Below are 13,684 nucleotides of genomic sequence, written 5' to 3'. Positions count from 1 at the left end.
CCAAGAAGCTCAACGTGCCCGTGTATTTTGCCGATTCCTATTGCGCATGGCAGAAAGGAGCCATAGAAAACGGCAACAAGCTGATACGGCAATATATCCCGAAAGGAACGGACATCAGTACGGTTACAGAAGGAAAAATAACCAAGATCAGGAAGAAAATTAATGCCAGACCGAGAGAAAAACTCAATTTCTTGACTCCGGCTGAGGTCTTTTTCAAAAATATTTCGTAATGTTGCACTCGCTGGTTGACTCTGCCCGCAAAAGATTTTCAATGAACTATGGAAAAACTCTGTAGTGATTGTCGATGCAAATAATTTAGATACCTTTAATGAAAAAGTAATCAAGCATATTTGGTATGAGAAATTGCACAGACCTTATCTGATGTATATCCGGGTGCTGCATGAATACTTTTCCATACCTTCTAAAGACAATATATTGATGCCGTATGACATCACCGGGGGCAGATATTCCAACCTGAAATATCAGACAGATGCCGTACAGCTTGCACTCCATGCCATTGAAAACCATAACGGAGCGATTATTGCCGATGTGGTCGGCTTGGGCAAGAGCATTATTGCTTCCACCGTAGCCCGCAATTTAAGCATGCGCTGCATCATTGTAGCTCCTCCACACCTCAAGTCTCAATGGGAAGCCTATCGGGACGAGTTCGGATTTACAGTATCCGTGTTCAGCAGCGGACAGATAGAACATGCGCTCACCTATTATCGGGAAATCGTAAAAGAAGGAGAGACCTATCTGATAATTATTGACGAAGCACACCGCTTTCGCAATGAATACACACAAGATTATACGAACCTGCACAATTTATGCAGTGGCAATAAAGTCTTATTGTTGACCGCAACCCCCTTCAACAATCGCCCGGAAGATATTTACTCGATGTTAAAACTCTTCCAGATACCTTCTAAGTCTACATTGAAAACCGTGGAAAACTTGGGTGCGTCTTTCAGGGAATTAATTGCTGCCTATAAGCAACTGACCGTCAACCAGCGCGAAGGCAAACTGTCTGATGAGGAAGTGAAGCGCGATGCAGAATTGATATCGAAACGTATCCGTTCCATTATCAGCCCGTTGGTAATCCGTCGTTCACGCATTGACTTGCAGGAGATTCCAAGTTACAGGGAAGACTTAAAGCTGCAACATATCGAACCATTGATTCCAGACGATCCGGTGGAATTGGAATACGATTTAAGCACATATAAAGGACTGTATCTTGATACACTCGACCTGATAGATTCCACAGAAAAGAAGAAAGACGGAAAAACACGCTTCAAGTCGGCACGTTATATGCCTGTAGCCTATGTCATCCCTGAAATGGAAAAGAAACTGGCGAAAGAACTGGAAGACAAGACGGGAGTAAAGTACAACCTGTTAGTAGGACGGCAAATCAATGTTTCGAGTTTCATGCGTAAACTGCTTGTCCAGCGGTTTGAAAGTTCGGTTGCGGCTTTCCAACGCTCCCTTGACTTCATGATTCGTTCCAACGAGAATATATTGGCTTGGATAGAAAAGGTACACAAGATTCCGGTATTCAAGAAAGGAAACTTGCCCGATGTAACAGATTTCTATGAATCGACGGATGACGGCATGGAAGAGATTGAAGAAGCGTTTGAACAATACACCAAACGTGGTTTCTTCGAAATAGACATGAAATACATCCAACCGTCTTTTATAGAAGATGTCAAGTCGGATATCTCCGTATTGAAATCCATTCAGGAAAAATGGTTCGGCAAGAAGAATGAAATCCGTTTCGACCCTAAACTGGAATCCTTCAAGAAAGTGCTTTGCCAGAAACTGGAGGAAGAACCGGAGCGTAAGCTGATAGTCTTTTCCGCCTTTGCGGATACGGTGGACTATTTGGGCAAAGTCCTTTCCGCCCAGGGCAATCCCTATCGCATTCTGAAATATACCTCTGCCGATTCGTCCGCAAAGAACAAGGACCTTATCCGCACCAATTTTGATGCCGGACTAAAGATAGAGTTGCAACAAAACACCTATCAGGTATTGATTGCCACCGATGCCATATCCGAAGGCTACAACCTGCATCGGGCAGGGGCGATATTCAATTATGACATCCCCTACAACCCGACACGGGTCATCCAGCGGATAGGACGTATCAACCGTATCAATAAAAAGGTGTTCGACCACCTTTATATATATAACTATTTCCCGACGGATGTAGGGGAAACGGAAGTGCGTACCAAAGAAATCTCTACCTTGAAAATGGCAATGATTCATGCCATTATGGGTGAAGACACCAAAGTGCTGACTAAAGACGAGGAACTACGCTCCTACTTTGCCGAACGCTACAGAAAGGAACTGGCTAAAAGTGAAACAGCCTCGTGGGATAACCGTTACCGCACGTTGTTGGACCAACTGAAAGGAACAGACGAATATCAGGCAGCTCTGGCTATACCCCACCGTAGCCGCATCGCCCGTCATGTACAGAAACCGGACCAAGGTGTCTTATTGTTCGGCAAGAAAGGCAATGATTTTATTTTTAAGATAGGTGCAGACAATGGCACAGAACAATTGTCCGCCGAAGAGGCAATCGCCTTGTTCGAAGCTATGAAAACAGAAGAGCCTTTTGCCGTTTCAGTCGATTTCGACCGTATATACCAGCGTGTCAAAAGAACGCTTTTCAATCGGGACACACCGGTACGGCATAACCAAGAGGTACTGAAAGCCTTGTCTAAAATCAAGGTAATGATAGACCGGAAAGCGGTAGATACAGACTATCTGCAAGACTTGAAGGCAGTAGCAGAAAGCGACGGACTGTCCGGCTATGAACTCCGTTACATCAACAAGTTGTTACCTAAGGAGTACACTCAACTTCCTGACGTAATTACCTCCGACTATCTGATACGTGTCTTGGAAACGAGTGCCCGTGTCATGGAAGGCGAAGAAACCCTTATATTATCAGAAGAAATTGTAACCCCCTAAAGAAAGATAACCTATGAATTTTGACCAACCCTATAATCGCCATGAATTTGTCAGCTTTTTAAGACAGCACTTTCTGCCCGAAAATGGCTTCGTACAGGAAGAAACGCCTGTTGCTTTTCCTATCCAAACACAATATTGTTGTGATATAGCGACAAAGTTAGGGACTTGCCAATCGCTTGATTTGGTGATATATGAAATTCGTCATCACTCTAAATCAGATGCACGTGTCGGGATGTCTAAAGAAGCATTCCGTCTATTGGCAAATGAGTTCGAAGATAAAGCGTTAGTTATTTTTGTACCCGAAGATAACACAGACAATTACCGTTTATCTTTCATAGAAATAACACTTCATCAAGATGAAGATTCCAGTCGGGTAAAGAAGACTTATTCTAATCCCCGTCGTTACTCCTACTATTTAGGTAAAGGCATTGCTTGTTATACTCCTAACAAGTACCTGAATGCAGCAGGACGTGTCACTTCCATAGAAGATTTGCGTAATCGATTCTCGGTAGAAGTATTGACCAAATCGTTCTATCAGGAATTGTCGGATTGGTATGCATGGGTGGTGAAGATTATACGTTTTCCCAATAAACTGAATGACCCGACAGATGATGACAAATTCAATGCTGAAAGTACCATTCGGCTGGTAACCCGTCTGATATTCGTATGGTTCTTGAAACAGAAGAACCTGATACCGAATGAGTTCTTTGACAAGGATTATATCAAGGACAATCTGTTGGAGGATTTTAATCCGGAATACAACCCCAGTTTGTTTTACAATGCAGGTGAAAGCAAATATTATAAAGCCATTTTACAAAACCTCTTCTTTGCCATGCTGAACAGCCCTATTACCAAAGAGGGGGAAACAGAATTGAGCGAACGGCATTTCCGCAAAAACAGAGGAGATTACGACAACAACAAACTGATGCGGTATGAATCGCTTTTTGCCCATCCTCAACTGTTTGTGGACTTGGCAAACCGTACTGTTCCTTTTTTGAATGGAGGTCTGTTTGATTGCTTGGACGATAAAGACGCAGACAATTACATTGACGGTTTTTCAGACCGGAAAGAAGTGCAGGAATCCTTGTTTGTTCCGGATTATATCTTCTTTGCCAAAGAAGTAATCGTGGATTTGTCGCACTGGTATGAGGATAAAAAGAAGAAAAAGGTAAAGGTCAGTGGCATACTGAACATATTGAAACGCTATAACTTTACCATTGAAGAAAATACGCCGTTCGACCAAGAGGTATCGCTCGACCCAGAATTGTTGGGTAAAGTGTTTGAAAACCTGCTTGCCTCTTATAACCCGGAAACCCAGACCACAGCACGCAAACAGACCGGTTCATTTTATACGCCGCGTGAAATTGTGCAGTATATGGTGGATGAAAGTCTTGTGGCACATTTGAAACGGATAGTTGGCGAAGACTTGGAACCGGAATATCGAAAATTGGTTGCATATACCGATGAAGAACTTAATCTGGCAGACGAACAAAAGCATCAGATTATGGAAGCCATTTATAATTGCAAGGTGCTCGATCCGGCTTGTGGCTCAGGAGCTTTCCCCGTAGGAATGCTTCAACAAATGGTGCATATCTTGAATCGCATTGATCCTACCAATGACAATTGGAAAAAAATGTTGATAGACAATGCGGTAAAAGAAAGTCGAAATGCTTTCCAGGCTGATACCGATGAAGAACGGAACGCACGTTTGAAGGATATTGAAGACTCATTTAATGAAAGTTTAAACAATCCGGATTATGCCCGAAAACTCTATCTGATTGAGAACTGCATCTATGGTGTGGATATTCAGTCCATTGCCATACAAATAAGCAAATTGCGTTTTTTCATTTCGTTAGTAGTAGACCAACTGACCAATAATGACCCGGTTAAAAACTTTGGTATTCGTCCGTTGCCTAATTTGGAAGCAAAGTTTGTAGCTGCCAATACGTTGATTCCTTTAACTAAAAATGAAGGAGAATTGGGCAGAACACCTGCCGTCATTGCAATAGAGAATAACTTAAAAGAAGCAAATCACAAGATATTTCGTGCAAAGTCTGTCAAAACAAAACGCCGTTGGAAAGATCGCTTGAAAGAATTGCGCAAAGATTTGGCTACCCAATTAGCAAACGACGGATTTTTATCGGCTGATGCAGCTAATCAGTTAGCTACATGGGATATGTTCAATCAAAATGATTCTGCCTCATTTTTTGATGCAGAATGGATGTTTGGGGTGAAAGAAGGATTTGATATTGTGATTGGGAATCCGCCGTATTTAAGAGTACAAGGCATTAGAAATGCCCATCCCCAATTAGCTGATTATTTAGCAAACAATTATAAATCAGCAACAGGAAAATTTGACTTATATGTATCTTTTATTGAAAGAGGTTTATCTCTAACTATACCACTGGGCATTTTAAATTTTATAATGCCTACCAAATGGACTAATTCAGACTATGGAATAGGGATACGAAGAATTATTTTACAAGAAAAGATAAGCGTCAAAATGATTAATTTCTCATCTTTTCAAGTATTTAATGCATCTACATATACAGGATTGCAATGGTTTTTCAAAAATTGTAATAGTGAATTAGAATATTTACAAATGAGTAAGGACGCAACAACTGCCATAGAGTTAAACCTATTCTTACAAAATATCCAACAAAATAATTATATACATTATTCTTTAAACAAATTATCAGAAAAGCCTTGGAAGCTTTCTTCGGATAAAAGTTCATCAGTAATATTAGACAAATTTGAAAAAATGACAAAATTAAATGCCATTTTAGACTATATTAGTCAAGGTGTTGTTAGTACAGGGGATGATATATTTATTATGCAGGGAATTTTTAAAGATAATTATTTTGTTGGCTATTCTAACGAAATCAAACGAGAAGTTCTTATAGAGAAGAATTTAATGAAACCGCTTCTGAAAGGAGAAGATGTTAAACAATATACACAGCTTTCACCAACTCACTATATAATATATCCACATCATTTAGTAAAAGGAAAAACTGTACCTTATACAGAAAAAGAAATGCAAAGTTTCTTTCCACAAGCCTATGCTTATCTTCTACAATTTAAGGAAAAACTGATGGAAAAGAAAATTAGATACAAAACAAATTCCCTTTATTGGTATAGTTTGCATCGTTCACGAGAAATACCCATGTTCGAAAACAAGAAAATTATCACGCCTGAAATTTCATTAGGGTGCAATATGACGTTGGATGAAATTGGCCTGTACCATAATACCCAATGTTATACATTATTTCCTAAACCTAATTATCAAAATAACATACTATTTTTGCTTGGTATTTTAAATTCAAAATTGTTTTGGTTTTATATGTATAATACAGGTACAATTTTAAGAGGGGGATTCTTTAGATTCAAAACAAAATACATAGAAAATTTTCCAATTCCTTCATTTAGTGATAATGATAAGGCTACTAACATGAAAATACTCGTGAGGAAGATATTAGATTCTACAGATGATGAAAAACGAATGAAAATACTTACTCAAATAGATATTCTTGTATATCACCTGTATGAACTTTCTTATGATGAAATTTTAATTGTAGATCCTGAAACACCAATAACTCGCGATGAATATGAAAAAGAATAATTTTTTTGCCTTATTAAAGTATAAATTTCAAAAATTTCTATCTTTCGATTTTTGTGTTATATTCATATTGGCAATAATAAGTACAGGGTATATTTTATTATATGCATTTGATATACAAACATTTGCTTGGATGTATAGTCCTTTATTAAAAAAACGTGAGATATTACTGAGCTTAACTACTGGCTACATAGTAAGTTTCTTTATTTATCTTTTAACGGTTCATATTCCCAACTTTAAACGGCTAATTGCTAACGAGCGAGTAATGTGTTATTATATATCAAATTATAAGTCCAATTTGATATATAGTTTTGGAGGGCTGGTTTACAAATTTAAAAGAGAATGTAAACAGGAAATGATTGAAATACCAGAAATAACAAAATTATTTGCAAGTTCACATGTACGAGACAAATTGAATATCGATATTATTAAATTTACATATACCCCTAATGACAATAAACATTTGGCAAGAGAATTTGAAAGATTAGAAAATTCTTTTCAACAGATAATAACATATAACGCTTTATATAAAAGTCAATTTGCGAAAGATATATATTCTATACAAACAAATTCTTGGGCTGAAACTATTTATATTATCAAAGATGAAATACAAAATGAATGGTCAAACTACAAGAATCTAAATAGCAAATATATAACGACTTTGATTAATAAGAATTTTGAATTAGTTAATAAAGCTACTAAAATCGACAATTTGATAAATCGCAATTATGAGCCAATTAGCCCAAACCGATAAAGACTACGCCTCATGGATTGAAGAGCTTAGTCAGAGATATAGAAAGAGCCAGATTAAGGCGGCAACCCATGTCAATAGTGAGATGCTGCAATTCTATTGGTCGCTGGGACGTGATATTGTGACGCTTCATGCGGAAAGCCGTTGGGGAGATAAGTTCATCTCTAATTTAAGTGCAGACTTAAAAGCAAAGCTTCCCGGCATCAAAGGGTTATCCGAAACCAGCATTGGGTATGCCAAGAGATTTTATTTACTTTATAATGAGTATTTTACAATTCACCCCCAAGTTGGGGGTGAATTTCAGGAGAATGCGATTTGGGGCATCCCTTGGGGACACCATAAATACATTATCGACAGATTCTTTAACGAACCGAAGAAGGCAATGTTCTTTGTGCAAAAGACATTGGAAAACGGGTGGAGCCGGAATGTGTTGTTGAATTTCATGGATACAAACCTGTATGAGCGACAGGGAAAAGCCATCAGTAACTTCAAGGCTTCACTTCCCTTTATTCTCATTGCGAATCTGATTCCGAAAGCATTTAGGCACGATGGCTTTATTGCAGACCTATTGCACATTTAAAATAAAAACCTTACTTTTGCATCGTAATTGGTTCTGCCTGTCTGTTCAGACAAGCGGATTAAAAGGGAATCGGGTGAAAATCCCGGACAGTCCCGCTGCTGTGAAGCTTCAATAATCTTCCGGTAAAGGCTATTACCACTGATGCGTTGTATCTGAAAAACGTATTGGGAAGGTTCCGGAAGAGAAGTCAGTCAGAAGACCTGCCAAGAGTTTATGTTATCCGTGTGCGAGGACAACACGGTTAATTGGTTTATTGAATACACTTTTTATTTATGGTTAAACAAAAAAGCCGGATTGTCTGGCTGTTATCGTTTTGGGCTGTATGGAACCATGCCTGCATTTTGTATGCCCAGAACTCGACCGACAGCCTGCAACACTTGAATGAAGTGCTGGTCACCGCACGTGCCTTGCAGAAAGACATCATTCCCGTACAGAGCTTGTCGGGAGAACAACTCCAAAGGCTAGGTTCGCACAACGTTGCTGACGCGTTACGCTATTTCTCTGGTGTACAACTGAAAGATTATGGAGGCATCGGAGGATTGAAAACGGTCAATATCCGAAGTATGGGTACCAACCACGTAGGGGTATTCTACGATGGCATCGAACTGGGAAATGCACAAAACGGAACTGTAGACCTGGGGCGTTTTTCGCTCGACAATATGGAAAGCGTCACACTCTACAACGGACAGAAAAGTGCCATTTTCCAGTCGGCTAAGGACTTTGGTTCGGCAGGTACCATCTATCTCCAGACGCGTATTCCCAAGTTTGAAGACAACAAGAAATATAATGTCAAGGCTACATTCAAGACTGGTTCGTTCGGAGTAGTAAACCCTGCCATCCTTTGGGAACAGCAAATCAACGAAAAGTTAAGCAGTTCCTTCAGTGCCGAGTATTTGTACACCACAGGTAAATATAAATTCCGCTATGCCACTGAAGGAGGCTATGACACCACTGCTGTGCGCCAGAATGGTGACGTAAACGCCCTGCGCATCGAGCATGGGTTATACGGTAACATCAAAAACGGCTACTGGCGTACCAAACTGTATGCTTACTTTTCCGACAGAGGTTATCCAGGAGCCATTGTGCGTAACAAGTTTACACACGAAGACCGCCAGAACGATGCCAATTTCTTTGCCCAAGCACTGTTCCGGAAAGATTTCTCGGAACGTTACCATTTTCTTGCCAGTGCCAAGTATGCCTACGATTACCTGCATTACCTTGCCGACCCGAACAAAGATGAATCGTTGATGTACATCAACAACCGTTACCGGCAGCAGGAACTTTATGTTTCGACTGCCAATTGCGTTGACCTGACACCGTACTGGAGCCTGAACCTGTCGGCAGACTGGCAATTCAACCTGCTGAATGCAAACTTGAAAGACTTTGTCTATCCACGGCGGAACACAGGACTTTTTGCTGCAGCCACAGCCTTTCATTTCGACTGTATACAATTGCAGGCAAGTGTACTGGGCACGTTTGTATCCGACCGTCTGAAAGAAAACGGACAACCGGCATCCGACAAGCTGGAATGGACACCATCGGTTATACTGAGCTACCGACCGTTTAAAAAGATAGACCTGAATTTCCGTGCCTTCTACAAACAGATATTTCGCATGCCTACCCTGAATGACCTGTACTACACATTCGTAGGCAATGCTTACCTTGACCCTGAATATACTCACCAATATAATATAGGTGTAACTTACAGAAAAGACTTCAAAAACCTGTGGATGAAACACATCGAGCTACAAGCCGATGTATATTACAACGAAGTAAAGAACAAGATAGTAGCAACCCCTACTTCCAACTTCTTCCGCTGGACCATGGTCAATCTGGGTGAAGTGGAAATCCGGGGCATAGATGTAGCTGTACAAACCGACTGGCAAGTGGGTAAAGAAGCCTTGCTAAGCGGACGCTTGAATTACACTTATCAGAAAGCACAAGACTTTACCGATCCCGATAATGAATTTTATGGCGGACAAATACCCTACATACCCTGGCACAGCGGATCGGCAGCGGTTAACTTCAATTGGCGTTCGTGGGAAGCCAGTTACAGTTTTATCTATACCGGCGAACGGTATTCTTCACAAGCCAACCTGCCCGTCAACTATCAACCGTCGTGGTACACCAGCGACTGTTCTCTTTCGAAACGGCAACGCATCCGTTCGCAAGAATTGAAACTGACTTTGGAAGTGAACAATCTGCTGAACCAACAATACGAAGTAGTATCGTGCTACCCGATGCCCGGCATCAATTTCAAATTCATCGTGCAATATATGTTTTAAAATATACCTCTTATGAAAATCAGAAGATATCCGCTTGTCCTGCTCCTGCTGGCATTGCTGTCGGGATGCAGGGAAGAACTGCCTGTGCTCGACTCGGAGCAGGAAATCATTACCTACCCTACCGACCCTAAGGACATTGAAGGCTTTTTTCTTCTCAACGAAGGAAACATGGGAAGCAACAAATGTACAATTGACTTTTTCAATGCACGGGGAGGATATTACCTTCGCAACATTTATCCGGAAAGCAACCCCGACATCGTAAAAGAACTGGGAGATGTAGGCAACGACATTCAGATACACGACGGAAAACTATATGTAGTGGTCAACTGTTCACACTTTGTAGAAGTGATGGACGCATGCACAGCCAAACATCTGGGAAGCGTCAACATTACTAATTGCCGCTACATAACCTTCGAAGATGACAAAGCCTATGTCAGTTCGTATGCCGGACCGGTTCAGATAGATCCAGAAGCACGCCCCGGCAAAGTGGTAGAATTTGATACGAATACTTTCCAGATAACCCGCGAAGTGGTAGTAGGTTATCAGCCTGAAGATATGGCTATCGTTAACGGAAGACTGTATGTAGCCAACTCGGGCGGTTACCGTTACCCGAATTATGACCGTACCATTTCGGTCATCGACTTAGAGAGTTTTCAAGTGGTCAACACCATTGATGTAGCCATCAACCTGCACCAGATGGAAAAAGACTCGAAAGGAAACCTGTATGTTATTTCACGGGGAGACTATTATGGAGAAGGCTCGGATATCTACGTCATAGACCCTACTACCGAAACCGTAACCGGAAACCTGGGAATCTCTGCCAACCAAATGTGGATGGATGACGACCTGCTTTACATCATCTCTTCCGAATGGAGCTACACAGCCGGAAACAACGAAGTAGGTTACCGCATCTACGATACGGCACAAGGCAAAATGATTTCCGACAAATTCATTACCGATGGCACAGAAGCCGATATCCGACTTCCATACGGCATTGCAGTCAACCCTGAAACCAAGGAAATCTATGTAAGCGATGCTACCGACTACGTAACACCGGGGTATCTTTACTGCTTCACCTCCGAAGGCAAAAAACAATGGAGCGTACGTACAGGCGATATTCCGGCACATTTCGCCTTTGCCACAGAACCTTTCTATTACAACGATGCTCCGGAAGAAACAACCAGTTCGGCATACATCACCCAAGTAATCGAATACATGCCAGCTCCAGGCCAGTTTGTCAATGCTATGCCTGAATACGAAGAAGGCGACACACAGGAAGACATGAACCGGAAAGCCTTGGAAGCTATCGGGAATAACAATCGTGGCATGATTTCGCTAGGAGGATATGGAGGTTATGTCATCGTAGGCTTCGACCATCGGATTGAAAACAAAGCAGGACTACGGGATTTCCGTATTCTGGGCAATGCTTTTCAAGGAGCTTCTACTGCTGCAAGCGGAGGCAGTTACGAACCGGGTATCATCCAAGTTGCATTAGACGAAAATCAAGACGGCCAGCCAGACGATGGACAATGGTATGAAATAGCCGGAAGTGCCCATCACGACCCACAGCAGGAAACATGGTATGAAACAGCCCTGAACGCCGGTTGTGACATGGCTTTTTACAACGATTATGAAATTGTTTACCAAGCTCCCGAAGAAGAACCGGCCACCGAAGAAGAACAACGAACGTACATCTGCTGGACAGACAACAAAGGACAAACAGGATACATCCGGAAAAACGTCCATAATACCCAGTCTTATTATCCACAATGGATTAGTGACAAGGAGTTACGCTTCGAAGGTTCACGACTTCCGCAAAATGGAATAGACCAAAGTGGAAACGGTACCTACTTTGTCCTTTATCCGTTTACATACGGATATGCCGACAATGCCATGAATACCAACGATGAATCTGCTATTGACATTGACTGGGCAACCGACAGCGACGGTAATAAAGTCGATTTACCTGGTGTGGACCTCATTAAGATATATACCGGAATCAATCAGGAAAACGGATGGATAGGCGAATGCTCTACAGAAGTGAGTGGTGTGGAAGACCTGCACATGCTGGGTGAGGAAATTCCTACACGCTAACTTAGAAGCTGTTTTGAATTTCTCCAAAAAGTTTTTCTTGGCTTGATGTATCTGTTTTCGTGTGTGCTTTGGGCGATAAATTCAAAACAGCTTCTTAAGAACTGCCTGATAATGCTAATCAGAAGTTATACCATCGCGGTATGCAATTGTGCATTTTTGTTGATGCTATATAGAACACAGACTACATAAGAATACACAGAAGAATAGGTCAATAAACAATATGCTAATGTGAAAATATAGGTCATTCGCTGTAAGATTATTAATCTTACACCAGACGAAGCTATCCTTTTAACTAATCTGGGTATGATGAAGTACAGTAATGCGAGGCGGACAGAACGTAGACAGCATGCCGGAACTGTGGCATTAACAAAATACACAAATCCATACCGCGCATAGTATAATAGTATAACTCCCCTGATCCGCATGAATAACAAATTGATATACAAAACCAAAAAACAAAAGGAAATGAAGAACTTATGCAATTGGCTGCTGATACTGATTTTAATCGGTACCACAGCATGTAAAGACGACAACACTCCAGTAGAACTCCAAGCACCGGTATTCGAATTGACCAACAGCATAGGGCAAGACCGACCTGTCACCGTGGTTCCGGGAGAGACCTGCCAGATAAAATACCTAGCCGAACATATAAACAGCATTACAGCCGACAACGTACCCGAGGGATGGCAAGTCAATATAAACGAAGAAACGACCTGCATTGGTATCACTGCCCCATCGGCTTCGGAAAATGTTTCCAAGACCTTCAGCTTGCAGTTGACTGCACAAGGTGAAAACAGACAAACTGTTACACTCAGCATAAACTTCTATCTTGTCACATTCGATGACCCGAAAGGAACATTTGTTCTGAACGAAGGAAATATGACCTCCGAAAACGGCTCACTTCTTTACATTACCGCCGAAGGATACATCGTAGACAATGTATACAAACGAGTAAATGGTACAGAACTGGGCAATGTACCCCAAGACATGTGTCAATACAACGGAAAAACCTACATCATTTCCCAAAACGGGAACGGCAATGCGATGGGAACAGAATCGGATAATGACGGCATGTTGGTCATAACCGACACACGTACACTAAAGAAACTGAAAAGTTATCCGAAAGAGACACTCAGCCCGCTGGACTGGCCTACACACATTGCCGTTATCGATGAAGAACACATTTATATCCGTGACAATGCCGGTATATGGCGAATGAACGAAAACGATGCATCGCTGACCTTTATCAAAGGTTCGGAAGAAGCTCCCAAAGCACCGTTTGCCATTGTCGGCAGAGTCAACCAGCGAGTGCAACATTACGAAATATTTTTGAAAAAGACCTCAGCCGGAGTCAAGAAATTGAGTTTTTCTCTCGGTCTGGCATTAATTTTCTTCCT

6 protein-coding genes, 2 pseudogenes and 1 riboswitch are annotated in these 13,684 nt (G+C 41.4%); all 8 genes and pseudogenes read left to right on the top strand.

Annotation, left to right across the window (positions count from 1 at the left end; genetic code table 11):
• Positions 1–230 (top strand): annotated as a pseudogene (locus tag B5F71_RS20425) (IS30 family transposase); the annotation flags it as partial.
• A 64-nt stretch (positions 231–294) separates the two neighbouring features.
• Positions 295–2,961, top strand: a complete 2,667-nt coding sequence (locus B5F71_RS16360) for a helicase-related protein (RefSeq protein ID WP_241148631.1) — start codon at positions 295–297, stop codon at positions 2,959–2,961.
• A 13-nt stretch (positions 2,962–2,974) separates the two neighbouring features.
• Entirely contained in the window at positions 2,975–6,580 is a 3,606-nt protein-coding gene (locus tag B5F71_RS16355) for a TaqI-like C-terminal specificity domain-containing protein (protein WP_087212396.1), read from the top strand.
• A complete protein-coding gene (locus B5F71_RS16350) occupies positions 6,567–7,331 on the top strand; it encodes a hypothetical protein (protein WP_143269923.1) in 765 nt (254 codons plus the stop codon). The genes B5F71_RS16355 and B5F71_RS16350 overlap by 14 nt, the downstream gene beginning before the upstream one ends.
• A complete protein-coding gene (locus B5F71_RS16345; RefSeq protein WP_087212390.1) occupies positions 7,306–7,908 on the top strand; it encodes a DUF1016 N-terminal domain-containing protein in 603 nt (200 codons plus the stop codon). The genes B5F71_RS16350 and B5F71_RS16345 overlap by 26 nt, the downstream gene beginning before the upstream one ends.
• An 11-nt stretch (positions 7,909–7,919) precedes the next feature.
• Positions 7,920–8,131: riboswitch (cobalamin riboswitch) on the top strand.
• Positions 8,132–8,180: 49 nt separating this feature from the next.
• Positions 8,181–10,193 carry a TonB-dependent receptor gene (locus B5F71_RS16340; RefSeq protein WP_087212388.1) on the top strand — a complete coding sequence of 671 codons (2,013 nt, stop codon included), beginning with the start codon at positions 8,181–8,183 and terminating at the stop codon, positions 10,191–10,193.
• Positions 10,194–10,205: 12 nt separating this feature from the next.
• A pseudogene (locus tag B5F71_RS21220) lies at positions 10,206–11,339 on the top strand (YncE family protein); the annotation flags it as partial.
• 1,413 nt (positions 11,340–12,752) lie between these two features.
• A partial coding sequence (locus B5F71_RS16330) for a DUF5074 domain-containing protein (RefSeq protein WP_343285809.1) occupies positions 12,753–13,684 on the top strand: 932 nt, incomplete at its 3' end.

This window comes from Bacteroides sp. An269 (genome assembly GCF_002159755.1).
GTDB lineage: Bacteria > Bacteroidota > Bacteroidia > Bacteroidales > Bacteroidaceae > Phocaeicola > Phocaeicola intestinalis.
The sequence above is the reverse complement of the archived record's forward strand: the minus strand, read 5'-3'. Positions and strand labels throughout refer to the sequence as shown.